The 26,215-nt window shown below is 71.6% G+C and carries 23 protein-coding genes; 14 read left to right on the top strand and 9 right to left on the bottom strand.

Features of this window, described 5'->3' with window-relative positions:
- Positions 1–1,470 carry a cytochrome P450 gene (locus OHT76_RS08635; RefSeq protein ID WP_328870157.1) on the top strand — a complete coding sequence of 490 codons (1,470 nt, stop codon included), beginning with the start codon at positions 1–3 and terminating at the stop codon, positions 1,468–1,470.
- 14 nt (positions 1,471–1,484) lie between these two features.
- On the opposite strand, the gene OHT76_RS08630 is transcribed toward OHT76_RS08635, so the two are convergent.
- Positions 1,485–2,435: an RluA family pseudouridine synthase gene (locus OHT76_RS08630; RefSeq protein ID WP_328870156.1), complete on the bottom strand. Its 951-nt coding sequence runs from the start codon at positions 2,433–2,435 to the stop codon at positions 1,485–1,487.
- Between the two features lie 83 nt (positions 2,436–2,518).
- Here OHT76_RS08630 and OHT76_RS08625 point away from each other — a divergent pair, with 83 nt between their 5' ends.
- Positions 2,519–3,082, top strand: coding sequence for a hypothetical protein (locus OHT76_RS08625; RefSeq protein WP_328870155.1), 564 nt, complete (start codon positions 2,519–2,521; stop codon positions 3,080–3,082).
- Positions 3,083–3,123: 41 nt separating this feature from the next.
- On the opposite strand, the gene OHT76_RS08620 is transcribed toward OHT76_RS08625, so the two are convergent.
- Entirely contained in the window at positions 3,124–3,966 is an 843-nt protein-coding gene (locus OHT76_RS08620) for a siderophore-interacting protein (RefSeq protein WP_328870154.1), read from the bottom strand.
- A gap of 143 nt (positions 3,967–4,109) precedes the next feature.
- Positions 4,110–5,039: a 5'-3' exonuclease gene (locus tag OHT76_RS08615; protein ID WP_328876484.1), complete on the bottom strand. Its 930-nt coding sequence runs from the start codon at positions 5,037–5,039 to the stop codon at positions 4,110–4,112.
- Between the two features lie 213 nt (positions 5,040–5,252).
- On the opposite strand from OHT76_RS08615, the gene OHT76_RS08610 reads away from it, so the two are divergent.
- The 4 genes from OHT76_RS08610 (at position 5,253) to OHT76_RS08595 (ending at position 10,589) form a co-directional block, all read left to right on the top strand.
- Complete coding sequence (locus OHT76_RS08610) at positions 5,253–6,341, top strand: quaternary amine ABC transporter ATP-binding protein (RefSeq protein ID WP_328870153.1); 1,089 nt, start codon at positions 5,253–5,255, stop codon at positions 6,339–6,341.
- Entirely contained in the window at positions 6,334–8,946 is a 2,613-nt protein-coding gene (locus OHT76_RS08605; protein ID WP_328870152.1) for an ABC transporter permease/substrate binding protein, read from the top strand. Before OHT76_RS08610 ends, OHT76_RS08605 begins: the two co-directional genes overlap by 8 nt.
- Positions 8,947–9,303: 357 nt before the next feature.
- On the top strand, positions 9,304–9,870 hold the full coding sequence (locus OHT76_RS08600; protein ID WP_328870151.1) for a helix-turn-helix domain-containing protein: 567 nt from the start codon (positions 9,304–9,306) through the stop codon (positions 9,868–9,870).
- A complete protein-coding gene (locus OHT76_RS08595; protein ID WP_328870150.1) occupies positions 9,870–10,589 on the top strand; it encodes a helical backbone metal receptor in 720 nt (239 codons plus the stop codon). The genes OHT76_RS08600 and OHT76_RS08595 overlap by 1 nt, the downstream gene beginning before the upstream one ends.
- Here the strand turns inward: OHT76_RS08595 and OHT76_RS08590 are convergent.
- Positions 10,501–11,646, bottom strand: coding sequence for a TDT family transporter (locus OHT76_RS08590; protein WP_328876483.1), 1,146 nt, complete (start codon positions 11,644–11,646; stop codon positions 10,501–10,503). The genes OHT76_RS08595 and OHT76_RS08590 overlap by 89 nt on opposite strands.
- Before the next feature lie 70 nt (positions 11,647–11,716).
- Between OHT76_RS08590 and OHT76_RS08585 the strand changes: the two genes are divergently transcribed.
- Positions 11,717–12,628: a LysR family transcriptional regulator gene (locus tag OHT76_RS08585; RefSeq protein ID WP_328870149.1), complete on the top strand. Its 912-nt coding sequence runs from the start codon at positions 11,717–11,719 to the stop codon at positions 12,626–12,628.
- Here OHT76_RS08585 and OHT76_RS08580 read toward each other — a convergent pair.
- Together OHT76_RS08580 and OHT76_RS08575 are read right to left on the bottom strand one after the other, a co-directional pair.
- A complete protein-coding gene (locus OHT76_RS08580; RefSeq protein ID WP_328870148.1) occupies positions 12,625–13,311 on the bottom strand; it encodes a gamma-glutamyl-gamma-aminobutyrate hydrolase family protein in 687 nt (228 codons plus the stop codon). The genes OHT76_RS08585 and OHT76_RS08580 overlap by 4 nt on opposite strands.
- Positions 13,312–13,364: 53 nt before the next feature.
- The gene (locus OHT76_RS08575) at positions 13,365–14,117 is read right to left on the bottom strand and encodes a FadR/GntR family transcriptional regulator (RefSeq protein ID WP_328870147.1); all 753 of its coding nucleotides are present in this window, start codon (positions 14,115–14,117) and stop codon (positions 13,365–13,367) included.
- An 87-nt stretch (positions 14,118–14,204) separates the two neighbouring features.
- Here OHT76_RS08575 and OHT76_RS08570 point away from each other — a divergent pair, with 87 nt between their 5' ends.
- Genes OHT76_RS08570 through OHT76_RS08555 form a run of 4 tightly spaced genes read left to right on the top strand, consistent with a single transcriptional unit; the run spans position 14,205 to position 18,663 of the window.
- Positions 14,205–15,563 carry a glutamine synthetase family protein gene (locus OHT76_RS08570; RefSeq protein WP_328870146.1) on the top strand — a complete coding sequence of 453 codons (1,359 nt, stop codon included), beginning with the start codon at positions 14,205–14,207 and terminating at the stop codon, positions 15,561–15,563.
- An 8-nt stretch (positions 15,564–15,571) separates the two neighbouring features.
- A complete protein-coding gene (locus tag OHT76_RS08565; protein ID WP_328870145.1) occupies positions 15,572–16,945 on the top strand; it encodes an aldehyde dehydrogenase family protein in 1,374 nt (457 codons plus the stop codon).
- Positions 16,942–17,733, top strand: coding sequence for a 3-oxoacyl-ACP reductase (locus OHT76_RS08560; RefSeq protein ID WP_328870144.1), 792 nt, complete (start codon positions 16,942–16,944; stop codon positions 17,731–17,733). Before OHT76_RS08565 ends, OHT76_RS08560 begins: the two co-directional genes overlap by 4 nt.
- 27 nt (positions 17,734–17,760) lie before the next feature.
- Positions 17,761–18,663: a DUF2510 domain-containing protein gene (locus OHT76_RS08555; RefSeq protein ID WP_328876482.1), complete on the top strand. Its 903-nt coding sequence runs from the start codon at positions 17,761–17,763 to the stop codon at positions 18,661–18,663.
- On the opposite strand, the gene OHT76_RS08550 is transcribed toward OHT76_RS08555, so the two are convergent.
- Positions 18,660–19,862 carry an amino acid deaminase/aldolase gene (locus tag OHT76_RS08550; RefSeq protein ID WP_328870143.1) on the bottom strand — a complete coding sequence of 401 codons (1,203 nt, stop codon included), beginning with the start codon at positions 19,860–19,862 and terminating at the stop codon, positions 18,660–18,662. The genes OHT76_RS08555 and OHT76_RS08550 overlap by 4 nt on opposite strands.
- Positions 19,863–20,927: 1,065 nt before the next feature.
- Between OHT76_RS08550 and OHT76_RS08545 the strand changes: the two genes are divergently transcribed.
- On the top strand, positions 20,928–22,664 hold the full coding sequence (locus tag OHT76_RS08545) for a hypothetical protein (protein ID WP_328870142.1): 1,737 nt from the start codon (positions 20,928–20,930) through the stop codon (positions 22,662–22,664).
- Positions 22,661–23,839 carry a type VII secretion-associated serine protease mycosin gene (gene mycP, locus OHT76_RS08540; RefSeq protein ID WP_328870141.1) on the top strand — a complete coding sequence of 393 codons (1,179 nt, stop codon included), beginning with the start codon at positions 22,661–22,663 and terminating at the stop codon, positions 23,837–23,839. Before OHT76_RS08545 ends, mycP begins: the two co-directional genes overlap by 4 nt.
- On the opposite strand, the gene OHT76_RS08535 is transcribed toward mycP, so the two are convergent.
- Entirely contained in the window at positions 23,836–24,765 is a 930-nt protein-coding gene (locus OHT76_RS08535; RefSeq protein WP_328870140.1) for a serine hydrolase, read from the bottom strand. The genes mycP and OHT76_RS08535 overlap by 4 nt on opposite strands.
- A gap of 150 nt (positions 24,766–24,915) precedes the next feature.
- Here OHT76_RS08535 and OHT76_RS08530 point away from each other — a divergent pair, with 150 nt between their 5' ends.
- Positions 24,916–25,644, top strand: coding sequence for an SseB family protein (locus tag OHT76_RS08530; RefSeq protein ID WP_328870139.1), 729 nt, complete (start codon positions 24,916–24,918; stop codon positions 25,642–25,644).
- A 4-nt stretch (positions 25,645–25,648) separates the two neighbouring features.
- Here OHT76_RS08530 and OHT76_RS08525 read toward each other — a convergent pair whose 3' ends face one another.
- Positions 25,649–26,017: a DUF1844 domain-containing protein gene (locus tag OHT76_RS08525; protein WP_315884597.1), complete on the bottom strand. Its 369-nt coding sequence runs from the start codon at positions 26,015–26,017 to the stop codon at positions 25,649–25,651.
- Between the last annotated feature and the right edge of the window lie 198 nt (positions 26,018–26,215).

Below are 26,215 nucleotides of genomic sequence, written 5' to 3'. Positions count from 1 at the left end.
GTGACGCCTGAATCCCACTCCCTGACCGGCACGGACGACCCGCGGTCCGGACCGCCGCCCGGCTGCCCCGCCCACGGCCTCGGGCCAGGGGGACTGCGCCGGCTCTACGGTCCCGACGCGGAGGACCTGGACGAGCTGTACGAGGAACTGCGCGACCAGCACGGGCCGGTGGCGCCGGTGCTGCTGCACGACGACGTGCCGATGTGGGTGGTCCTCGGCCACGCCGAGAACCTGCATATGCTCCGCACCCCCTCGCAGTTCTGCCGGGACAGCCGTATCTGGAACCCGCTGCTGGAGGGCATGGTCAAGCCCGACCATCCGCTGATGCCGCACATCGCCTGGGAGCCGATCTGCTCCTACGCCGAGGGCGACGAGCACCTCAGGCTGCGCGGCGCGGTCACCGGCGCCATGTCCACCATCGACCACCGCGGCATCCGGCGGTACATCTACCGCTCCACACAGCGCCTGGTGAACGAGTTCTGCGAGCAGGGCAGGGCCGATCTGGTCGGCCAGTTCGCCGAGCATCTGCCGATGGCGGTGATGTGCGAGATCCTCGGCATGCCCGACGAGTACAGCGACCGGATGGTGCAGGCCACCCGCGACATGCTGCGCGGCACCGAGACCGCCATCGCCAGCCACGCCTACGTCGTGGGCGCCCTGCAGCGGCTCACCGAGCGCCGACGCGCCGAGCCCGCCGCGGACTTCGCCAGCCAGCTGATGAGCCACCCGGCCCGGCTCACCGACGACGAGGTCACCAAGCACCTCTGGGTCGTCCTCATGGCGGCCTACGAGGCCACCGCCAACCTCATCGCCAACGTGCTGCGCATGGTCCTCACCGACCCGCGGTTCCGCGCCCAGCTCAAGGGCGGCCAGATGACGGTGCCGGAGGCGGTCGAGCAGTCCCTGTGGAACGAGCCGCCGTTCAGCACGGTCTTCGCCTACTACGCCAAGCAGGACACCGAGTTGGGCGGCCAGCGCATCCGCCAGGGCGACGGACTGCTCTTCGGTATCGCACCGGGCAATGTCGACCCGCGGGTCCGGCCCGACCTCGCCGCCAATATGCAGGGCAACCGCTCCCACCTCGCCTTCGGCGGCGGTCCGCACGAGTGCCCCGGCCAGGACATCGCCCGTGGCATCGCCGACGTCGGCGTCGACGCGCTGCTGATGCGGCTGCCGGACGTCCGACTCGACTGCGACGAGGAGGATCTGAGCTGGCGTCAGTCGATCTCCTCCCGGCACCTGGTGGACCTCCCGGTCCGCTTCGAGCCGCAGCCGCAGCAGGACGTGACGATGAAGCCGAGCCTCAACCAGGTACCGCCACCACGCCCGGCCTGGCAGGTCACCAACGTCCCGCGCCTCCAGCCCACGCCCCAGCCGGCACCCCCGGCCCCACAGCCCGTGCCGACCCCCGAACCCCCGCGCAGGCCCAACGCATGGCGCCGCTTCGTCCGCTGGTGGAGGGGCTACTGACCGTCCCAGGAGTCTTACGACCGACCGGCCCAGGTGTCGTACGACGCCCAGGCCCCGAGCACCCGCCCGCTCCGGAACCGGTGCTCCGCCCCCGTGACCGGATCGGTGAACTCCAGTGCCCGCGCGAGCAGTTGCAGCGGGCGCCGGAAGTCACCGGCCGGCACGGGGTCGGCCACCCTCGGATAGAGCGGATCGCCGAGGATCGGCACACCGAGCGCGTTCATATGGACCCGCAGCTGATGGGTCTGCCCGGTGGCGGGCAACAGCCGGTACCGTCCCAGCCCGTCGCCCCGATGCTCGACGAGCTCGACCCGGCTCACCGCGTTGACCTCACCCTGCACCTCCCGCGCGGCAAGCACCCCGCGCTCCTTGAGGATCCGGCTGCGCACGGTCGTAGGTAGACCGAGCGAGGGATCGTACGGCGCGACAGCCTCGTACTCCTTGCGCACCCGCTTGTCGCGGAACAGCGTCTGATACGCCCCCCGCTCCTCGGGCCGCACGGTGAACAGCACGAGCCCGGCGGTGAGCCGGTCCAGCCGGTGCGCGGCCCCGAGCATCGGCAGCCCGAGCTCGCGCCGCAGCCGTGCCAGCGCGGTCTCCTTGACATGGCTGCCCCGCGGGGTGGTGGCGAGGAAGTGCGGTTTGTCGGCGACGACGATGTGCTCGTCGCGGTGGACGATCTCCAGCGGGAACGGCACGGGCACCTCATCGGGCAGCTCCCGGTGGAACCACACGAACATCCCCGGCACATAGGCCGCGTCGCCCGCGACGGCCCGCCCGTCGGCCCCGATGAACAGGCCGTCCTCAAACATCCGGTCGACGACGCCGTCACCCGCCGAGAGCCGCTCCACGAGATGCTCCCGCACGGTGGCCCAGGCCCCCTCGCCCGGCAATCGCACCCGCACCGGATCGACCCCGTCGCGCTGCGGCAGCGGGGAAGGCGGGGGAGGGGTCCTGCGTCTCATCACGATCAAGGGTACGGCGCCGGAGTGCCGCCACTGGGCGGTTAAGATCACGCTCTCCAGCAGAGAACGATCATGGGGGGGCCATGAGCAGGAGTCGGCGTGCCCGCAGACGTGCGGTGCGCGGTGTGATGGCGGTGCTTGCCGTCGCGGCCGTCGCGGGGTGTTCGTCGAGCAAGGAGCTGCCGGATCTCACCGGTGCGCAGCTTCAGTCGGCGCAGGACCGGGCGCAGAGCGCCGGGTTCGGGAATCTGAGCTCCGAGGATGCGACCGGGCAGGGGCGGGCGCAGGTGTGGGACCGGAACTGGCGGGTGTGCTCGCAGGAGCCGAAGGCCGGCGAGCTGGACCCCGAGACCTTGGTGATCTTCTCGGTCGTCAAGGAGGGGGAGTCCTGCCCCGCGACCACCGAGGGCTACCTGGCCATGCCGGGCGATGAGATGCCCAGCTATGTCGGGCGCAATCTCATGGACGCCATGAACCAGATGGCCGCCCTGACCGGTGAGGTGACCGCGACGGACGCCACGGGGGAGGGCCGTAACACCGACAACGAGAACGACTGGCGGGTCTGCGGCAGCATCCCCGCGGTCGGCGAGATCATCGACGAGAACGTGGAGTTCGAGGCCGTTCCCGTCGACGAGAAGTGCCCTTAGACGGAAAGGGCCCGTGCCGGTCCCGGCTCGGGCCCCGCTTCTCAAGCCGCCGAGGTGCCTTCCTGCTCCGCCTCGATACGCGCGTTCCAGTCCCGCTTCGCGGCCTGCCAGCCGTCCTCGTTGTGGCCGAGGCGCCAGTAGCCGGAGATCGAGAGGTCCTCGCGGGGGATCTGGCGCTCGACGCGCAGCAGCCGGCGGAGGTCCTTCACGAAGGCCGCCTCGCCGTGGACGAAGGCGTGCAGCCGGCCCTCGGGGAAGGACAACGCGCGGACCGCCTCGCTCACGGCCTCGCCGACCGGGCGGTCTCCGCGGTGCAGCCAGATCACCTCCACATCGGAGTCGATCTTCTGCTCCTCCTCCGGGCCCGCGATCTCCACGAAGGCATACGCCGTGGCACCGGCGGGCAGCGCCTCCAGGGAGCAGGCGATGGCCGGCAGGGCGCTCTCATCACCGACGAGGAGATGCCAGTCGGCGGTGGCGTCGGGCGCGTAGGCGCCGCCCGGGCCCATGAACCGCACGGTCTCGCCGGGCCTGGCGCGCAGGGCCCAGGGTCCCGCGAGGCCCTCGTCGCCGTGGATCACGAAGTCCAGCGTCAGCTCGCGGTGCTCGGGGTCCCAGGCACGCACCGTGTAGGTACGGGTCACCGGCCACTGCTCGCGCGGGAACTCCTCCCGGATCCGCTCCAGGTCGAAGGGCTCGGGGTAGGTGACCCCCTCGGGACCGAAGAGCAGCTTCACATAGTGGTCCGTGCAGGTGTCGGCCGAGAAGTCGGCCAGGCCCTCCCCGCCGAGCACCACGCGCTGCATATGCGGGGTCAGCCGTTCGGTGCGGACGACCTGCGCGGAGTGGGGCTTCCGCGGCTTGCGGGCAGGGCGTTCTGCCATGACGGCCTCCCTCGTATCAGCTTAGGTTTACCTAAGTTAGCACCTCGTCCGCCGAATGGCCCCTGCGGCAAAGCGCGTGAAGGAGAATTTAAGGGACGAATTCCCTGCCCAACGAACCTCATTCACTCGATGGGGAACGCCCTTCACACGGCCAGCGTCGTCAGCAGCCGCTGCAAAGATCCCCCGAGCCCCCACCGCTCCGCCAGCCCCTTGAGCGCAGCCTGATCGTGCGGGATGTGCGGCAGCGCGGTGTCCACGTCCGGCAGCGGTACGTCGCCCGCGACCCGTACGACCGTGGGCGCCACCGCGAGATACGGCCGCGACTCGTCCAGCCGCTTGCGCTGCGTCGGTGTCAGCTTCGCCTTGGGGTCGTCCACCGCCGCCATGATCCCGGCCAGGTCCCCGAACTCGGTGAGCAGCTTGGCCGCCGTCTTCTCGCCGATACCGGGCACGCCCGGCAGACCGTCGCTCGGGTCGCCGCGCAGCAGCGCCAGATCCGCGTATCCCCGGCCGTCGACGCCGTACTTCTCGCGCAGCCACGCCTCGTCGGTGAGCTGGAGCGTGCCCACGCCCTTGAGCGGGTACAGCACCCGGATCCCCCGCGCGTCGTCCACCAGCTGGTACAGGTCGCGGTCCCCCGTGACGATGTCCACCGGGCCCTTCGCCCGCGCGGTGAACGTGCCGATCACATCGTCCGCCTCGTACCCCTCGACCCCCACGCGCGCGATGCCGAGCGCGTCCAGGACCGCCTCGATGACCGGCACCTGCGGCGAGAGCGTGTCGGGCACGACCTCCTCGTCGGGGCCGACCTCATGCTCCTCCGCGACCCGGTGCGCCTTGTACGAGGGGATCAGATCCACCCGCCACTGCGGCCGCCAGTCGGCGTCCATGCAGGCCACCAGGGCGTCCGGGCGGTGGTCCTTCACCAGGCGGTCGATGAAGTCCAGCAGCCCGCGCACGGCGTTCACCGGAGTGCCGTCCGGGGCCTTCACGGAGTCCGGCACGCCGAAGTAGGCGCGGAAGTAGAGCGAGGCGGTGTCGAGGAGCATCAGTCGTCCGGTCACGCCACGCATCATGCCGTACGCCACTGACAGCGGCTCCTTGCCGCAACAGGTTGCGTCAGGCGCGTCCGCTGTGGGCTAGGCCACTTGTGCGTTTGTGTCCGGGGAACGGGGGCAGGCGCCGCCTCGGAGCGATGCCGCCACGTGCGCCGCGTCGCTCCCTCTTTTATTGAGGTTCTTCCTCGGTCATTGAGATCCACCGCCGTCGAGAACGAGAAGGTACGCGTGTCAGCCAGGCTAGAAGCCGAACATCTCTACAAGGTGTTCGGCAGACGACAGGACGAGGCAGTGGAGCGGCTCCGCGGCGGAGCCGACCGGGAGGAGCTGCGCGCCGACGGCACCACCGCGGCCGTCATCGACGCCTCCTTCACCGTGGAACCGGGCCAGATCTTCGTCGTCATGGGCTTGTCCGGCTCCGGCAAGTCCACGCTGCTGCGCATGCTCAACGGTCTGCTGGAGCCGACCGCCGGACAGGTCCGCTTCGACGGCCAGGACCTGACCGCGCTCAGCCCCCGCGATCTGCGCGCGGTCCGCGCCCGGAAGATCAGCATGGTCTTCCAGCACTTCGCGCTCTTCCCGCACCGCAGCGTCGTCGAGAACGCGGCCTACGGTCTGGAGGTCCAGGGCGTCCCCAAGGCCGAGCGCCTCGCGCGGGCCACCGAGGCCCTGGAGCTGTGCGGCCTCAAGGGCTGGGAGAAGTCCTGGCCCGACGAGCTGTCCGGCGGTATGCAGCAGCGCGTCGGCCTCGCCCGCGCGCTCGCCACCGACGCCGATCTGCTGCTGATGGACGAGTCCTTCAGCGCCCTGGACCCGCTGATCCGCCGCGATATGCAGGACCAGCTGCTGGAGCTCCAGACGAAGCTGAAGAAGACCATCGTCTTCATCACCCACGACCTCAACGAGGCCATGCGCCTGGGCGACCGCATCGCCGTCATGCGCGACGGCCGTATCGTCCAGATCGGCACCGCCGAGGACATCCTGGTGCGCCCCGCCGACGACTACGTCGCCTCCTTCACCCAGGACGTCGACCGCTCCCGCGTGCTCACCGCCTCCTCCGTCATGAACCGCGACGTCCGCGGCGACGAGGCCGACTGCGCCTGCGCGACCGCGACGCCCGACACCCCCTTCCACGACCTGTGCGCCCTCAGCGCCCGCCTCTCCCACCCGGTCGCGGTGCTGGACGGCAAGAAGAAGCTGGTCGGTGTCGTCCCGCGGCAGCGGCTTGTCGGCTTCCTCGGTGACGAGACCGCCGAACCGGAACCGTGCCCCTCCCCGCGCGACAAGGGCGGAGAGAAGGTGACCGCCCGTGCCTAGGATCGAGTTCGGTTCGTGGGTCAACGACGCGGTCGAGTGGCTCACCACCCACATGGGCTGGCTCTTCGACTTCCTGGAACAGGTCTTCCGCGGCGCCTACGAAGGTGTCGACGCCGTCCTCCAGGCGCCCGAGCCCCTGCTGCTCACCGGCATCTTCGCGGTGATCGCGTGCTGGCTGCGCGGCACGCTCGCCGGCGTTCTCACCTTCGTCGGCTTCGCCTTCGTGATCTCCCTCGACCTGTGGGAGGACGCGATGGTGACCCTGTCGCTGGTCCTCGTCGCCACGGTCATCGCGCTGGTGATCTCGGTGCCGCTCGGCATCTGGGCGGCGCGCTCCAACCGGGTCAGCGCGATCGTCCGGCCAGGACTCGACCTGATGCAGACGCTGCCGGCGATGGTCTATCTGATCCCGGCGATCCTCTTCTTCGGCAGCGGCGCCGCCGCGGGCATCGTCGCCACCCTCGTCTTCGCGCTCGCCCCCGGTGTGCGCATGACCGAGCTGGGTATCCGCCAGGTCGACAAGGAACTGGTCGAGGCCGCCGAGGCGTTCGGCACCACCCCGCGCGACACCCTGCTGCGCGTCCAGCTCCCGCTGGCCCTGCCCACCGTGATGGCCGGCGTCAACCAGGTCATCATGCTCGGCCTGTCCATGGCTGCCATCGCCGGCATGGTCGGCACCGGCGGCCTCGGCGGTGACGTCAACGAGGCCATCGGCCAGCTCAACATCGGCCTCGGCGCCGAGGCGGGCATCGCCATCGTGATCCTCGCGATCTACCTGGACCGGATGACCAGCGCGCTCGGCACCCAGGTCTCCCCGCTCGGCCGCCGCACCGCCGCCCGGCTGCGCGCCGCCCAGGGCCTGAAGATCTGGGCGTACCGCCCCCGCGCCTCCGTCGCCGTGGTCGGCGTCGTCGTGCTCGCACTCGTCGCGGGCGGTATGGGCGTCTTCGGCGGCGCCGACAAGACCGAACCGGTCGCGGGCGGCGACAACGTCGGCCAGGGCAAGAAGATCAGCATCGGCTACATCCCCTGGGACGAGGGCGTCGCCTCCACCTTCCTCTGGAAGGAGATCCTGGAGCAGCGCGGCTACGAGGTCGAGGCGAAGCAGTTCGACGCGGGCCCTCTCTACACCTCCCTCGCCCAGGGCGACATCGACTTCCAGACCGACTCCTGGCTGCCCACCACCCACGAGCAGTACTGGAAGAAGTACGGCTCCCAGCTCGACGACCTCGGCTCCTGGTACGGCCCGACCTCCCTCGAACTGAGCGTGCCCTCCTACATGAAGGACATCGACTCTCTGGAGGACCTCAAGGGCAAGGCCGGGCAGTTCGACGGCAAGATCACCGGCATCGAGTCCAGCGCCGGCATGATGAGCCTGCTCAAGAGCAAGGTCCTGGGGGAGTACGGCCTGGACAAGGAGTTCAAGGTCGTCGACAGCTCGACGCCCGCCATGCTGGCCGAGCTCAAGCGGGCGTACGCCAAGCAGGAACCGATCGTCGTCACGCTCTGGTCGCCGCACTGGGCGTACAGCGACTACAAGCTGAAGAAGCTCAAGGACCCGAAGGGCGCCTGGGGCGAGGGCGACGGCGTGCACACGCTGTCCCGCAAGGGCTTCGCCGAGGAGAACCCGGTCGTCGGTGAGTGGCTGAAGAACTTCAAGCTCACCGAGGAGCAGCTCACCAGCCTGGAGTCGGAGATCAACAAGGCCGGCAAGGGCAGGCAGCAGGACGCCGTGCGCGCATGGCTGAAGGGCAACCCGGGTCTCGTCGACCAGCTCGCCCCGGTCAAGAACACCGAGACCCCGGCCGAGGCGAAGCGCCCGCTGGACGTGGCCTGGTTCCCCTGGGACGAGGACATCGCCGTCACCTATCTGTGGAAGAACGTCCTGGAGCGGCGCGGCTACAAGCTGAACCTCAAGCAGATGGACGTGGGCCCGGTCTACACCGGCCTCGCCTCCGGCGACCTCGATCTCAACTTCGACGCCTGGCTGCCGTATGCCCAGAAGAACTACTGGGACAAGAGCAAGGACAAGCTCCACGATCTGGGGACCTGGTACGAACCGACCTCGCTGGAGCTCGCCGTGCCGTCCTATGTGAAGGGCGTCGACTCCCTGGAGGACCTCAAGGGCAAGGGCGACACCTTCGACGGGAAGATCGTCGGCATCGAGCCCGGCACCGGCGAGATGAACCTCCTCAAGACCAAGGTGCTGCCCGGATACGGCCTGGACGACGAGTACGAGGTCGTCGACGGATCCACCCCGGCCATGCTCGCCGAGCTCAAGCGCGCCTACGCCAAGAAGGAGCCCATCGCCGTCGTGCTGTGGTCGCCGCACTGGGCGTACAGCGAGTACGAGCTGACCAAGCTGAAGGACCCGCAGAAGTTCTTCGGTGAGGGCAACACGATCCGGACGATCTCCAACAAGGACTTCCCCGAGCAGTACCCGCAGCTCACGGAGTGGATCAAGAACTTCAAGATGAGCGAGGACGAGCTCGGCACCCTTGAGCAGGAGATCAAGGACCGCGGCCAGGGCCATGAGGAGGAGGCCGTCGCCGCGTGGCTCGAGGAGCACCCGGAGATGGTCGACCGGATGACCCCCGCGGCCTGAACCCCGCATACGGCGGGCGTCCGGCACACCTGACGGTGCCGGACGCCCGCCTTCTCTTTGTGGGCGAGAACTTTGTGTGCGAAATCCGGCCAACTAGGCTGATGGGATGTCGTTCACCGGCCCGACCAGGCCATTCGTCCACGGGAGCCACGCCCGCGCAGGCGGGAATGGCATGCAGTCCCGCGTCGGCCGGGTCCGGTGATGGCGCGAACTGTGAGGTCGTGGGTCTCGCGGTGTGTCGTCGATGTGACGGGCGCATGAAACGGTTTGCCGAACATGCGTAGGGTGCAGAGAACTCATCAGAGGACTCGGCCGAGACTCGGCACCGGACGACGAGCGAAGGAGGGAGCCGGAGCGATGGGCGACCACAAAGAACAGCCCCTGCGGGTGGGCGCGGCCGTACGGCGGCGGCGTCGCGCGCTGGAGCTCACCCTCGCCGTCGTGGCCGAGCGCAGCGGCCTGTCGGTGCCCTTCCTGAGCCAGGTGGAGAACGACCGCGCCCGCCCCAGCAGAAGCTCCCTGGAGAAACTCGCCGACGCCCTGCGCACCACGGCCGTCGAACTCCTCGCAGCGGCCGACCCCGCGTGCAGCGTGGACGTCGTACGCGCCGAGTGCACTGAGGTGACCCCCGAGCCGCGGACGCGTTCCCTGGTGCGCGGCCACCATCAGATGCACGCCTCCGAGTTCACCGGGGACCATGACGCGGGCCGTGAATTCCAGTACCGCAACGACCAGTTGATGTACGTCGCCGACGGCGCCGTCGAGATCGAGGCGGAGGGGCGCGCCTACCGGCTCGGCCGTGGCGACACCCTGTACCTCACCGGCGGGGTCCGCCACCGCTGGCGGGCCACGGTGCCGGAGACCCGGGTGGTGGTCGTCGCGGTGGCCGAGCACATCGAGGCCGTCCAGGACCGGCCGCGCTGATGCGCGTCGTCTCCCTGGTGCCGTCCCTGACGGAGGCCGTGGCTCTCTCGGCCCCCGGCGTCCTGGTCGGCGTCACGGACTGGTGCACGCATCCGGCGGACCTCGGCGTGGCCCGGATCGGCGGCACCAAGAATCCCAAGACCGAGCGGATCGTCGACCTCGCCCCCGACCTGGTGATCGCCAACGAGGAGGAGAACCGCGCCCCCGACCTCGCGGACCTGCGGGCGGCGGGCATCGAGGTGCTGCTCACCGAGGTCCGCGATGTGCCGGAGGCCTTCCGGGAGCTGGACCGGGTGCTGACCGCGTGCGGGACCGGGACCCGGCCGCGCTGGCTGGACGAGGCGGAGCGGACCTGGTCGGCGCTGCCGGCCCCTGACCGCCGTACGTCCGCCGTGGTGCCGATCTGGCGGCGGCCCTGGATGGTGCTGGGCCGCGACACGTTCGCCGGTGACGTGCTGGCCCGTCTCGGCGTGGACCACCGGTACGCGACGCACGAGGACCGCTACCCGCGCATCCCCCTGGAGGAGCTGCGGGCCACGGCCCCGGATGTGGTCGTCCTCCCGGACGAGCCCTACCGCTTCACGGCCGACGACGGTCCGGAGGCCTTCCCCGGACTGCCCTGCGCGCTGGTCAGCGGTCGGCACCTGACGTGGTACGGACCGTCACTGGCCGAGGCGCCGGAAGTGCTGGGCGCGGCCCTGCGAGCAGCGCGCCGCTGACCACCCCGCGCGCGGTGTGCGCGGCGGCGACGAGCCAGGCGGCGACGAGCACGGCGTACAGACCGATCGCGAGCCACTCGTAGACCACGAGCCCGGTGTGCCGGGCCAGTGCCTCGGCGCCGGTGACACAGGTGCCGACCGGGAAGGTGAACGCCCACCAGGTCATCGCGAACCGCATCCCCTGCCGCCGGGCGCGCACGACATGGGCGGTGGCGAACCCGAGCCACAGCAGCGCGAACCCCATGACCGGCACGCCGTACAGGACGGCAAACACGTCGAAGCCCTGGCTGTACGGGGCCGGGACGACGCCCGGCGCGTACTCCGCGAACTTGCCTACGGCGGTGGTCGACTGGCCGAGCGGGCCCAGCACCAGGAACAGGGTCGGCGTCAGCGCGAGCGGCAGCGGTCCGGCCGTGACCAGCCGGGCGAAGACGAGCGGCAGCATCAGCAGGGTCGCGAGCAGGCTCAGCCCGAACATCGCGAAGCAGGCCAGCAGCAGCGTCTCCTGGGCCTGCCCGGCGGGCAGATACGGCACCAGCAGCGGCCCGAGCGCGGCGGACACCATGGGCGCGACGAGCGGCAGCAGCCAGACGGGCGTGGCCTGCGACGGCTCCACCCGGTGCCGTACGGCCATCAGGTACGGGACGGCGACCGCGGCCGCGAGTCCGATCACCGTACCGACGGTGAACAGCACGACGTCGAGCGCGACCGCCGCCTCGATGCCGATCCAGTCCCGGCCGACGGTGAGAGCGCCGCCGCCGACGGCCAGCAGGGCCATGGAGAGACAGCCGTAGAAGGGGGCCGTCGCCGGGTCCATGAGGTGGGCGCGGGCCTGGTCGCGGTGGTGGGTCCAGTGCAGGGCGCGGGCGGCGAGGAGTGCGAGGAGCAGCGCCAGGGACAGGGCCCAGACGGCGGCGCACACGGCTCGGGGGACGGGCACGGGGAGCGCGGCGCCGGCGGTGGCGACGATGGCGGTTCCCATGACGGAGGCGTACCAGTTCGGTCCGAGGTGACGGACGGCCATGGCACGGGGGCGGGACTGGGCGGCGGTGACCATGGTCGTACGGTCCCGCCCTCGGACGTCCACCACCAGGGAGTATGTCTCTATGAGGGCATAAGCTGGCTTTATGAGTAGTGCGGTGACGAGTTCCCTGGCCCATCGAGTCCCCGACCTCGGCGGGCTGGAGCTGCTGCTGGCGGTGGCGCGGCTCGGCAGCCTGGGCGGGGCCGCCCGTGAGCTGGGCATCACCCAGCCCGCGGCCAGCAGCCGGATCCGGTCGATGGAACGGCAGCTCGGGGTGGCGCTGGTGGACCGCTCGCCGCGGGGCTCACGGCTGACGGACGCCGGTGCGCTGGTGACGGACTGGGCGCGGCGGATCGTGGAGGCGGCGGAGGCCTTCGACGTGGGCGCGCAGGCGCTGCGGGACCGGCGGGACTCGCGGCTGCGGGTGGCGGCGAGCATGACGATCGCCGAGTATCTGCTGCCGGGCTGGCTGCTGGCGCTGCGCGCGGGCCGCCCGGACACGGCGGTGTCGCTGCTCGCGGGCAACTCGACGGTGGTGGCCGAACGGCTCCTCTCCGACGAGGCGGACCTCGGCTTCGTGGAGGGCCTGACGGTCCCCACGGGCCTGGACTCGGTGGTCATCGCCCACGACCGCCTGATCGTCGTGACGGCCCCCGGCCACCCTTGGGCCCGCCGCCGACGCCCGCTCACAGCCGAGGAGTTGGCCGTCACCCCCCTGATCCTCCGGGAGAAGGGCTCGGGCACCCGCCAGGTCCTGGACACGGCCCTGGGCGGTCTGGCCCGCCCCTTGATCGAACTTTCCTCGACCACGGCGGTGAAGGCGGCGGCCGTGAGCGGCGCGGGTCCGGCGGTCCTGAGCGAACTCGCGGTCCGCGAGGAACTGTCGATGCGGCGGCTGGTGAGCATCCCGATGGCGGACGTGTCGCTGGCCCGCGACCTGAGGGCGGTGTGGCCGACGGGGCATCGGCCGGTGGGACCGGCGCGGGACTTGCTGCATCTGACGCGGGGCGGCTAGCCGACGCTCGCCTCCACCAGCGCCCTCATCACCCGCACGTCCTCACCCATCTCCGGATGCCACTGCACTCCCAACACCCAGTGGTCCCCGGGGAGTTCTACGGCCTCCAACGTGCCGTCCTCCGCGTGGGCCGAGGGCACAAGCCCCTCGCCGAGGCGGTCCACGGACTGGTGGTGATACGTCGGCACACTCGTCTCCTCCGGGGCGATACCGGCGTAGAGCGTGCCTGGTACCGGTTTGACGGTGTGGCCGCCGAAGACGCCGACCACCTCGGCGTGACCCTCCAGATGCTGGACGAGCGTGCCGCCGAGGGCGACGTTGAGGAGCTGCATGCCCCGGCAGATCCCCAGCAGGGGGAGCCGGGCGGTGAGCGCGGCCTCGATCAGGGCCAGTTCCCACGCGTCCCGCTCCCGCGCCGGCGGCCCGGTGCGCGGGTGGCGCTCGGCGCCGTAGCGGACCGGCTCCACGTCCGGACCGCCCGCGATGACCAGCCCGTCGAGGCGGGCCACCGTCGCCGCCGCCTGCTCCGGCGCGTCCGGCGGCAGCAGCGCCGCGAGCCCGCCCGCCCGCTGCACCAGCCGCGGATACCCGGCCGGCAGCAGCGCCGCGTCCAGCTCCCACACGCCCCAGCGCGCCCCGGCCTCCAGATACGTACTGACGCCGATCAACGGCCTGCCCGGCATACCGTGTCCCTTCAATGGACCGTCCTCATACCTTTGCGGCACCCGTCTATGTGTCACGCCAGGAACCCCCTGAGCAGCGCCGCCGTCCCCGCGCAGTGCTCCCGCATGATCTCCCGCGCCGCGTCCGCGTCCGCGTCCAGCACCGCCTCCACCAGCGCCGCGTGCTGCCGCTGCGAATGCTCCAGATTCCGGACCAGGATCGGGATGCAGTCCAGCAGTTCGTTCACCGTCGCCCGTACCGCCGCGTACTGCGCGGTCAGGGTCGGCGAGCCGCACAGCTCGGCGAGCGTGAGGTGCAGCAGTGTGTCCCGGCGCCGGTAGTCGCCCAGCGGCGCGTCCTGGGTGCGGGCCAGCGCCTCCCGCAGCCGCTCCCGCTGCTCCCGCGTCAGACCGTGCGCCGCGCACAGCCCCACCGCGCCCACCTCCAGTACCTCACGGAAGCGCAGCACGTCCTCGATGTCCACCTCGGCGATCCGGCGGCGCAGCTCGTCCTCGCCGCCGGCGTCCGTGCGCGGCAGCACGAACGTTCCGCCGTACCGCCCCCGCCGGGACTCCACCAGACCCTGGTCCTGGAGCACCTTGAGCACCTCGCGCAGAGTTACCCGGCTGATCCCGAGCCGCTCGGCCAGCTCCCGCTCCGCGGGCAGCCGCTCACCGCCCGGCACCAGACCGAGCCGGACCACCTGGAGGATCTGCTGCAGTGCCTCCTCGAAGCCGTTGCCCGCCCGCACCGGCCGCAGTACCGGGGTGAGCCGGTCCTCCGGGCGGTGGTCGGCGTCCGGGCCTTGGTCAGCGTCCACCGACATCCGGCCGTGCCCCCTTCCCAAGCAAAGGTTCTCGGCAATACCTTATGGCTCCGGAGCTGACCGAAGAAGCCTTAAGGAGGCTTTCCCGTGGCAGACCGCACACCGCCGCTCGGCGTCGAGGAGCTGCACGCCCTCGTCGCCGGCGGTGAGATCGACACCGTCGTCCTGGCCTTCCCGGACATGCAAGGACGGCTCCAGGGCAAGCGGTTCGCCGCGCGCTTCTTCCTCGACGAGGTACTGCACCACGGCACCGAGGGCTGCAACTACCTGCTCGCCGTCGACACCGAGATGAACACCGTCGACGGCTATGCCATGTCCTCCTGGGACCGCGGCTACGGCGACTTCGCCATGCACCCGGATCTGTCCACCCTGCGCCGCGTCCCCTGGAACGACGGCACGGCCATGGTCATCGCCGACCTCGCCTGGGAGGACGGCTCCCCGGTCGTCGCCGCCCCCCGCCAGATCCTGCGCCGACAACTTGAGCGCCTCGCCGAACTAGGGCTCACCGCGCAGGTCGGCACCGAGCTGGAGTTCATCGTCTTCAAGGACACTTACGAACAGGCCTGGGACGCGAACTACCGGGGCCTGACCCCGGCCAACCAGTACAACATCGACTACTCCGTCCTCGGTACCGGCCGGATCGAACCCCTGCTGCGGCGCATCCGCAACGAGATGGCCGGCGCCGGACTCACCGTCGAGTCCGCCAAGGGCGAGTGCAACCCCGGCCAGCACGAGATCGCCTTCCGGTACGACGAGGCCCTGGTCACCTGCGACCAGCACGCCGTCTACAAGACCGGCGCCAAGGAGATCGCCGCGCAGGAGGGCATGTCGCTGACCTTCATGGCCAAGTACAACGAGCGCGAGGGCAACTCCTGCCACATCCACCTCTCGCTCGCGGACGCGGCCGGCAACAACGCGATGGCCGGGCCCGACGGAATGTCCGAGGTCATGCGGTACTTCCTCGCCGGACAACTGGCGGCTCTGCGGGACTTCGCCCTCCTCTACGCCCCCAACATCAACTCCTACAAGCGGTTCCAGCCCGGCTCCTTCGCGCCGACCGCCGTCGCCTGGGGCCACGACAACCGCACCTGCGCCCTGCGCGTGGTCGGCCACGGCCGCTCCCTGCGCTTCGAGAACCGCCTTCCCGGCGGCGACGTCAACCCGCATCTGGCGGTGGCGGGCATGGTGGCCGCGGGCCTGTACGGCATCGAGCAGAAACTGGAGCTGCCCGAGGCCTGCCCCGGCAACGCCTACACCGCCGAGTACGAGCACGTCCCGACCACCCTGCGCGAGGCCGCCGAGCTCTGGGAGAACAGCCCGATCGCCAAGGCCGCCTTCGGCGACGAGGTCGTCGCGCACTACCGGAACATGGCGCGCGTCGAGACCGACGCCTACGACGCCGCGGTCACCGACTGGGAGCTGCGCCGCTCCTTCGAACGCCTGTGAGGCCCGCCTTGTCCGACCAGCTCCAGGTACTGAACCCGGCCACCGAAGAGGTCGTCGCCACCATCCCGGCGGCGTCCGCGGCCGACGTGGACGCGGCGGTCGTACGGGCCGCCCGCGCCCAGGCCCAGTGGGCGGCCCTGGCCCCCGCCGACCGGGCCCGACTGCTCCGCCGGTTCGCCGTCGCCGTCGACGAACACCTCGAAGAACTCGCCCAGTTGGAGGTCCGCGAGGCCGGGCACACCGTCGGCAACGCCCGCTGGGAGGCGGGCAACGTCCGTGATCTGCTCGACTACGCGGCGGGCGGCGTGGAGCGGCTGACCGGACGTCAGATCCCGGTCCCCGGCGGCCTCGACGTCACGATCCTCGAACCGCTCGGTGTCGTGGGCGTCATCGCGCCCTGGAACTTCCCGATGCCGATCGCGGCCTGGGGCACGGCCCCGGCGCTGGCCGCGGGCAACGCCGTGATCCTGAAGCCGGCCGAGACGACCCCGCTGACCGCACTCCGCCTGGCCGAACTCGCCCTGGAGGCCGGGCTGCCCGAGGGCCTGTTCCAGGTGCTACCCGGTCATGGTCCCGTCGCGGGCAACGCCCTCGTCGAGCACCCGGGCGTGGCGAAGGTCGTCTTCACGGGGTCAACGGCCGTGGGCAAACAGGTGTTGGCGAAGGGCTCCGCGCTCCTCAAGCGGGTCACCCTCGAACTCGGCGGCAAGAGCCCCAACATCGTCTTCGCCGACGCGGACATCGAGGCCGCCGCCCGGGCCGCGCCCATGTCCTTCCTCGACAACTCAGGACAGGACTGCTGCGCCCGCACGCGCATCCTCGTCCAGCGGACTGTCTACGACCGGTTCCTGGACCTCCTGGCTCCGAGTATCGAGTCGGTGCGCGTGGGCGATCCCGCCGATGAGCAGACACAGATGGGCCCGCTGATCTCCAAGGCACAACTGGAACGCGTCCGTTCGTACGTCTCCGGCGATCTCGAGGGCATTCGTGGCAAAGCCCCCGAGGGCCCCGGCTTCTGGTTCCCGCCCACCGTCCTCACCGGCGTCGACCCGCACGCGCGCGTGGCCGTCGAGGAGGTCTTCGGACCAGTCGCCGTCGTCCTCCCCTTCGAGGACGAGGCGGAGGCCGTGGCGCTCGCCAACGCCACCGACTACGGCCTCTCCGGCTCCATCTGGACCCGGGACGTCGGCCGCGCCCTGCGCGTCTCGCAGGCCGTCCGCGCGGGCAACCTGTCCGTCAACTCCCACTCCAGCGTCCGCTACTGGACCCCCTTCGGCGGCTTCAAGCAGTCCGGTATCGGCCGTGAGCTCGGCCCGGACGCGCTGACCGCCTTCACCGAGACCAAGAACGTCTTCATCAGCACGGAGGGCCCCGCACAGTGACCTCAGCAACCGAAGAGATCGTCTGCCGCCGACTGGTCGGCCGTACCGCCGTCATCACCGGAGCCGGCAGCGGCATCGGCCTCGCCACCGCCCGCCGGCTCGCGTCCGAGGGCGCCCATGTGGTCTGCGGCGACGTCGACGAACAGCGCGGAAAGGCGGCGGCGGACGAGGTCGGCGGCACCTTCGTCAAGGTGGACGTCACCGACGCCGAGCAGGTCGAGGCGCTGTTCCAGACGGCCTACGACACCTACGGCAGCGTCGACATCGCCTTCAACAACGCCGGGATCTCGCCGCCCGACGACGACTCCATCCTGGAGACGGGACTTGAGGCCTGGAAGCGCGTCCAGGAGGTCAACCTCACCTCCGTCTACCTGTGCTGCAAGGCCGCGATCCCGTACATGCGGCGCCAGGGCAAGGGCTCGATCATCAACACGGCGTCGTTCGTGGCGCGGATGGGCGCGGCCACGTCCCAGATCTCGTACACGGCGTCCAAGGGCGGAGTCCTCGCCATGTCCCGCGAACTGGGTGTGCAGTTCGCGAGGGAGGGCATCCGCGTCAACGCCCTCTGCCCCGGCCCGGTGAACACCCCCTTGCTGCAGGAACTGTTCGCCAAGGACCCCGAGCGCGCCGCCCGCCGCCTCGTCCACATTCCGCTGGGCCGGTTCGCCGAGGCCGACGAGATCGCCGCCGCGGTCGCCTTCCTGGCCAGCGACGACTCCTCCTTCGTCAACGCCACCGACTTCCTGGTGGACGGGGGAATTTCCGGGGCGTATGTCACCCCCCTGTAGGCGGCGTCCTACAGTGCCCGCATGAGCATGACGCCCCCACCCGGCTGGTACCGCGATCCCAAAGCTCCGCATCTGGAGCGCTGGTGGGACGGCACGGCCTGGACCGAACACCGGCGCACACCCGAGGTGACGGCGCCGATGCCGGTCGTGGCGGCCTCCGGGCGGGCCAAGGCCGTCGCCGTCACCACGGCGGCGGTCGTGCTCGTGGCGGCGATCGTCACGGGGGCGGTGGTGCTGGGGCAGGGGGAGGACGAGAGCGGTGCGGAGATCGAGACGGCGCCCACGTACTACACGCAGGCCCCGGAGTCACCTTCTCCTTCCCCTACCCCTTCCCCGAGCGAGCCGTCCGCCGACGACCCGGCCGTCGTGACCGACGAACTCAACGGCATCACATTGCCGTTGCCCGACGGCTGGGTCAGGCCGAAGTACGTCGCGGACGACGACGTCGTCATGACCACGGACGGCACCTACGACTGCCCCGGCGACGAGGGCCTGTGCCGCCACGGCCTCGTCATGTCGATGACGGTCACCTCGAACGACGAGCGGTCCCCCGAGGCGCTGGCCGAGCAGGACATCAAGGAGGCGGCCGAGTCCGCGTACGACCGCGACACGATCGGCCGACGGCCCTACGGCGGCATGGAGTCCCACAAGGTCGTCAAGTCCGGCCCGGTCGCGGTGGCCGGCCGGGCCGGGTACTTCGTGCGCTGGCGGGTCACCACCGCCGAGGGCCCCGGCGGCTACGTCCAGTCGACGGTCTTCCCGTCCCGCGTCGGCACCGAGTCACCGATCTGCGTCCGCTACGTCTTCGACGCGGGCCCGGACGGCCCGCCCCTGACCGACATGGACCACATCACCAAGGGCATCCGGTCCGTCGACGACCCGGACGGGGGCGGGGGAGTGGGCAGCAGCGTGGGTCCGAGCGAGGGCTAGAGGAAGGTGTGGCCCTCTCCCCGGTACGTCGGTACGGTCGCCGTCACCGTGTCGCCCTCGATCAGGTGCAACTGCTCGAAGCGCTCGCACAGTTCACCCGCCTTGGCGTGACGGAACCACACCTTGTCGCCGATCAGCAGATCGTCGGCGGGGGAGCCGAGCAGCGGGGTCTGGACCTCGCCGGGGCCCTCCTGGGGGTCGTAGCGCAGCCCCTCCGGCAGGTACGGCACCGGCAGCCGGTCGGGTCCTGCGACACCGGAGGCCGGGTAGCCGCCGCCGAGGACGGTCACGACCCCGACGCCGGGCCGCCGGACGACGGGCTGGGCGAACAGGGCGGCCGGACGTCCGCTGAAGGACGTGTAGTTGTCGAACAGGCGCGGTACGTAGAGTCCCGACCCGGCGCCGATCTCGGTGACGCAGTCCTCGGCGGCGGTGAACTGGACGCTGCCGGTGCCGCCGCCGTTGACGAACTTCAGCCCCGGCGCCACGGTCCGCAGCGCCCGTACCACCTCGGCCCGCCGCTGGACGAGTTCCCGGCGCGCGGTGGCCTGCATCAGCCGCACGGCACGCGAGCGCAGGGGGCGCCCGGCGATGGAGTCACCGACGCCGGCGATGTGTCCCTCGTACGCCATGATCCCGACGACCTCGAAACCCGGCCGACGGGCGACGATCTGGGCCATGTCGGCGACTTGGGCGGGGGAGTGCAGCGGGGAACGCCGGGCCCCGACCCGCACACGGCCCCCGAGCAGCTTCAGCGAGGTGTCCAACTCCAGGCAGACCCGGACGACTTCACGCCCTCCGTCCCGGGCGTCGTCGATGAGCCGGAGCTGTGCCGGGTCGTCGATCATCACGGTGACGGCGGAGGCGAGCTTGGGGTCGCTGGTGAGCTCGGCGAATCCGGCCCGGTCGGCGGACGGGTAAGCGAGCAGGATGTCGTCGAAGCCGGAGCGGGCCAGCCACAGGGACTCGGCGAGGGTGAAGGACATGATCCCCGCGAAGCCGTCGCGGGCGAGGACGCGTTCGAGCAGGGCCCGGCAGCGGACGGACTTGCTGGCGACGCGGATGGGCTTGCCGCCCGCGCGATGGACGAGGTCGTCCGCGTTGGCGTCGAAGGCCTCCAGGTCCACGATCGCGAGGGGGGCGTCGAGATGGGCGGTGGCCCGGTCGTAACGGGCCCGGTCGGCGGCGCGCGCAGTCATGAACGAAGCCTGCCAGACAGGATTACCGCAGGGTAGGGGGACGTTCCGGGCTAAAGCCCCGGGCTCGTGGACTGGTTCCCGCGGCGCCGGGATCAACCCGTAGAGTGACGCGCACGCACGTGGGGACCGGGATGCCGGTCCACCCGTGCGGGTAGATGTCGCCCGGAAGCACCGGGCCCGGGCGAACGAAACGGGGCCCGCGTACGACAGGCCCGGGCAACAGGAAACGGGGGGCGCATGAACACGGAAGCGCAACGCGCCTCCATCCCCCCACGCCCACCGCACCCCCCGAAGCCGCAACAGGACCCACCGCCGGCGGCCGACTCGGCGACCACGTCCCGAGCCGGCACACGCCCAACGGCGACACACGTCCCCACACCGAGCACCGAACCCCCGGCCACCCCACCCCCACCCAAGGCATCCGCCCGCTTCCCGGACACCCCACCACCGCCGTCCCCCGACTCACCCGGCGAGGCCACCACCCACCCCCACCCGACGCCCCCCACCACCACGCCTGCGCGCCCGGCTGCGCCTGATGGGACACCCCTCCGCCCGGCGACGCCCCCGAGCGCCTCTGACGGCACGCCACCACGTCCGATGTCGAGCCCGACCGCTTCCGGCGCCACGCCTACGCGCCCGACGTCGAGCCAGGCTGCGTCTGGTGGGGCACCGCTCCGCCCGGCGACGAGCCCGAGCGCCTCTGACGGCACGCCGCCGCGTCCGGCAACGAGCCCGACCGCTTCCGGTGCCACGCCTACGCGCGCGACGTCGAGCCCGGCTGTTTCTAACGGCACGCCACTACGGCCGACAACGAGCCCGACCGCTTCCGGCGCCACGTCTGCGCGCCTGACGTCGAGCCAGGCTGCGTCTGGTCGGACACCGCCGCGCCCGGCGACGACCCCGACTGCCTCTGACGGCAGGCCGCCGAGTCCGATGTCGAGCCCGACTGCTCCTGACGGCACGCCTCCACGCCTGGCAACGAGCCCGACTGCGGCCGGTGGTGCAGCGCCGCGCTCGGCCTCCTCGACCGCAGTCCCGCCGGGCCCGGGCGCTTCGGCCGCGGCGATGCCTCGCCCGGCGGCCGCCGCGGGCACGCCCTCCCGCCCGGCGACGAGCCCGTCCGCGACGCCGCCCGGTCCGGTCTCGTCCGATGGCGCGCCGTTCCGTCCGGCCGCGACTCCGTCAGTCACCCCGCCTGGTTCGGCCTCGTCTGGCGGCGCGCTCTCCGGCCCGCCCGGCCCGGCCTCGTCCGATGGCGCGCTATTCCGTCCGGCGGGGACTCCGTCAGTCACCCCGCCTGGCTCGGCCACGTCCAGCGGCGCGTCCTCCGGCCCGCCCGGCCCGGCCTCGTCCGATGGCGCGCTGTTCCGTCCGGCGGGGACTCCGCCAGTCACCCCGCCTGGCTCGGCCACGTCCAGCGGCGCGTCCTCCGGCCCGGCGGCGAGCCAGTCCGCCACCCCGCCGGGTCCGGACCCGTCCGGCGGCGCGCTGTTCCGCCACACGGCGAGCCCGTCCAGCTCGGTCTCTTCCGGCAGCGCGTCCTCGCTCCCGTCCGCCACCCCGTCCAGCCCGGCCACGCCCACCAGCCCGCGCCTCACCGCATCCGCCCCGGCCCCTGTCCGCCGCCCGCTGCCACACCTGCGCCGCCCCACCGCCCCCGCCGAGACCCCGTCGGAGACGACCACGCGCCTGCGCCCCATCCCCGCCGAGCCCGTCGCCGACCCCGCCGCCTCCCGCGAAGCCTCCACCGCTCCCGGTCTCGCCTCCCGCGAGGCCTCCGCGACTCCCGGCTTCGCCTCCCGCGAGGCCTCCGCGGCTCCCGCCCCCGCCTCCCGCGAGGCCTCCGCCACTCCCGGCCTCGCCCCCCGCCAGGCCCCCGCGACCCCCGGCCTCCCCCGCCACGCCCCCGCGACTCCCGACCCCGCCCCCCGCGACACCCCCACCACCCCCGACCCCGCCTTCTCCTGGAGCGCCCCCATGACCCCCGCCGACGGGCGGCCCGTTGTGTCGTTCGGGGAGCCTGAGGGGTATGACGGGGGCGGTCGGGCGAGGATGCTCGGCAGGCGGGGCAGGGCGCGGATTGTTGCTGTTGCTGCCTGTCTTGTGTTGGGGCTTGGGCTGGTCGGGGGTGCGGTCACCGGTAGTTGGCTTGTCGGGGATTCCGAAGCCGCCGGGGCCCGGGACGATTTCGTCGCGGCTCGGAGTCTTTGGCACAGCATCCCCGTCGATCAGCTGTTTCCGCCCAGCGTGAAGGGTCAGGGCGCCGGGCCCGGCGGTGCTGATCGCACCTGGACGCGAATCGCCGTCGCCCCGGACAGCGGCTGCAAGGACGCCTTCGACCCGCTCCTGCGCAAGGCCCTCGCCCCCGTCGGCTGCCAGCGGCTCCTGCGCGCCACCTACACCGACGCCACCCAGACCTACGTCACCACCGTCGGCCTGCTCTTCACCAAGGCCGACGCCACCGCCATGGCCTCCCTCGCCAAGCGGTTCACCGACGAGGGCCTGGACCGCCGTACCGACCTCATGCCCCGCCCGTACGGCCCGGGCTTCGCGAGCGACCAGCGCGCCACCTGGACCGTCTCCGTCCTCACCGACGCCCCGGTCGTCGTCTACGCCGTCTCCGGCTGGACCGACGGCCGCGGCGTCGACGAGCCGCAGCCCGCCGCGGACGCCATGGAGTCCGGCGCCACCACGGCCCCCGCCCAGGCCGGCCTCGGCCACGAGGCGAAAGGTCTCGCCGACCGCGTCGAACGCGCCCTGCGCAAGCACGTCGGCCCGTACGCCACGGAGTCGGCCTCGTGACCGCCGCCCGCATCCGCCGCACCGGCCTGCTCAGCGTCCTCCTCGCCGCCTCCCTCGCCCTCGTCCCGGCCACCGCCGCGCACGCCGACAGCATCCGCGCCCAGCAGTGGGCCCTGGAGGCCATGCACACCGACGAGGCCTGGCAGACCACCAAGGGCAAGGGCATCACCGTCGCCGTCCTCGACACCGGCGTCGACAACGAACACCCCGACCTCGCCGGGAACGTCCTCACCGGCAACGACATGGTCGGCTTCGGTGCCGAGCGGGGCGACCGCGCCTGGGCCCGCCACGGCACCGCGATGGCCGGCATCATCGCCGGCCACGGCCACGGCTACGGCAACTCCGACGGCGTCATGGGCATCGCCCCCGAGGCGAAGATCCTCCCCGTCCGCGTGATCCTCGAGGACGGCGACTCCGCCCGCGCCAAGGCCCGCACCACCCGGGGCAACGCCCTCGCCGACGGCATCCGCTGGGCCGCCGACCACGGCGCCGACGTCATCAACCTCTCCCTGGGCGACGACTCCAAGTCCGCCCACCCCGAACCCGCCGAGGACGAGGCCGTCCAGTACGCCCTGAGAAAGGGCGCCGTCGTCGTCGCCTCGGCCGGCAACGGCGGCGAGAAGGGCGACCACATCTCCTACCCGGCCGCCTACCCGGGCGTGATCGCCGTGACCGCCGTCGACAAGTTCGGCACCCGCGCCTCCTTCTCCACCCGCCGCTGGTACGCCACGGTCAGCGCCCCCGGCGTCGACGTCGTGATCGCCGACCCCGACCGCAAGTACTACGAGGGCTGGGGCACCAGCGCCGCCGCGGCCTTCGTCTCCGGCGCGGTGGCCCTGGTCAAGGCCGCTCACCCGGGCCTGACCCCGGCCCAGATCAAGAAGCTCCTGGAGGACACGGCCCGCAACGCCCCCGCCGACGGCCGTGACGACTCCCGCGGCTACGGCTTCGTGGACCCCGCGGCCGCCATCGAGAAGGCCGCCGACCTCAAGCCGAAGGGCCTGCGGTCGAAGGCCTACGGCAACGAGTACTTCGGCTCGGGCCCCGAGACCACCACGACCGACGACGACACGACAGCCTGGGCGGCCCCGTTGGCCGGCAGCGCCGGAGGCGTCCTGCTGGTGGCGGCCGTGGTCCTGTGGCGGGGCCGCCGCGAACGCCAGGACGGCTTCTAGGCCGTCGCGAACACCGACACCGCCGCCTTGACGGCCGCCTCGATCAGCGACACTCCGTCGGCCTTCGTCTCGTTCCCGTCGGACAGCGCCGCCACCAGATAGTCACGCCCGTCCACCGTCACCCGCCCGATGCTGTTGATGTCCCACAGCCCGGTCGTGCTCCGCGGCAGCCACCCGTTCTTGAGCGCCCACCCGGAACCGTCCGCCACGGCCGAGACACCCCACCGCTGATCCACCGCTATCTGCCCCATCAGCCCTTGCAGATACGTCCGCGACGCCTCACTCAGCTCCGAATCCTCCCCGAACACCTGCTGAAGCAGGGTGAGTTGATCCGCCGCCGTGGTCTGCGTCAGCCCCCACAGCATCCCGTCGCCGCCCTCGGTGTCGGTCAGCCCGAAGCGCTCGTTCGCGGCGCCCAGCCCCTCCGCCCTGCCGATCGTCTCCCACAGTGCCGACGCGGAGACGTTGTCGCTGTTCTCGATCATGGCGGTGGCGTACGTCCGCTCCGCCGACGTCAGCGCCCGCCCCTCGTCCTGCGCCTGCAGCAGCAGCGCCGCCAGGATGTCGACCTTCACGATGCTCGCCGTATCGAAGGAGGCGTCCCCGTACGAGGCGCTCTCACCGGAGTCCAGATCCAATACCGCCACCGACACCTGAGCGTCGTCCGCGCCGGTGACCGACTCCATCGCGTCCGCCAGCAGCCCGTCCAGATCCACCGTCGGCTGTGCCACCGGTTCCACGGATGCCTCCCCGCTCGCCGCCACCACTGAGGGCGTCGCCGACGACGATACGGCGCTCTGCGCGCCCCGAGTCGAGTGCGCCTGCGCCTTCACGTACACCGTCCCCGCGGCCGTACCGCCCACGACGGCCACGGTGGCGAGGGCGACGTAGAGCAGGGGCACACGGCGCGCTCTGGAGGACTCCATGCCCGCGATGGTCGGGCCGGTGACTGTGGCTGCCGTTAGACGGAGGTTAGATCTGTGTCAGGGAAATCTGAGAACTCCGTGAGCCGCGTCACGGGCGCGTTTCCGGGCCCGCACAAGCGCAGGAGCATCCCCCCTATAGGGTCGGTGACCGTGGCGAACAAGAACATTCCCGACTCCCCCTTCCCCGACGACGACGGCTCCGCCGACCCCCGGCTGAGCGCGGCGCTCGCGGCCTGGGCCGAGGACCGCACCGCCGTGGCACCGGTGCTCCGGGCGCTCAAGGACGCCCGGCTGCTCGTCCCCGTCGTGGCCGTCCTCGGCGAGGTCGAGGAGGACGAGAACGGGCTGCGCCACGAGAAGACCAGCGACATGGCCGTACCGACCCTCCGGGCCGGCGACCGCAAGGCCCTGCCCGCCTTCACCTCCACCGACTCCCTCGCCCGCTGGGACGCGACGGCCCGCCCCGTCGCCGTACACCTCCACCAGGCCCTGGAGGCCGCCGCCCACGAGAAGGCGGACACGGTCGTGCTGGACCTGGCGGGACCGGTGCCGTTCGAACTGACGGGCCCCGCGCTGCTCGCGCTCGCCGAGGGGCGTACGACGGCCGATCCGCTCGCCGATCCGGCCGTGGTGGAGGCGGTACGCGCGGCGGTTGCCGCCGAGCCGGCCGTGCTCCGCGCCCACCTCGGGCCCGGTCAGGCCGACGGCACCCTGGCCCTCGTACTGGATCCGGCCGTCGCCCCCGCCCAGGCGGCCCGCGCCGTCGCCGAACGCATCGCCGCCGACGAAACACTGAGGGCCCGCCTGGTACGCGGCCTCGACCTGGCACTGCTGCCGGCCGAGGCGACGCCACCGGGCGAGCCCCTGTACGTCAGGTGACGGACTAGCCGTAGACCGGTCCGGTGTACTTCTCGCCCGGCCCCTGGCCCGGCTCGTCCGGGACCAGCGAGGCCTCGCGGAACGCCAGCTGGAGCGACTTGAGGCCGTCCTTCAGCGGGGCCGCGTGGAACGAGCTGATCTCGGTCGTGCTCGCGTCGAGCAGTCCGGCGAGGGCGGTCACGAGCTTCCGGGCCTCGTCGAGGTCCTTGTACTTGTCGCCCTCCTCGGTCAGACCGAGCTTCACTGCGGCGGCGCTCATCAGGTTCACGGCGACCGTCACGATCACCTCGACGGCGGGGACCTCGGCGATATCGCGGGTCATCTCGTCGAAGTCGGGCGTCTCGGGGCTGTCCGAGGGGGAGGTGTCACTCATGACGCCCACGATATGTGCACGGGGTGGCCGGGACCGACAGTGCCTCGGTTAGCCCTGACCGACGGGAGCTGCTAACCTTTAGTGACGACCGGCCGAACACACATGTGTCCGGCCCACAAGTGGAGGCTCCGAACTCCCACCTGACCGTCCTCCGGGACGGCGGGTCACCGGTCAGGTGGCCACCACCGTTCCGTACGG

This window comes from Streptomyces sp. NBC_00287, assembly GCF_036173105.1.
In the GTDB taxonomy this organism is placed as follows: Bacteria; Actinomycetota; Actinomycetes; order Streptomycetales; family Streptomycetaceae; genus Streptomyces.
Note: the sequence above shows the minus strand (reverse complement) of the source record. Positions and strands in the feature narration are given on the sequence as shown.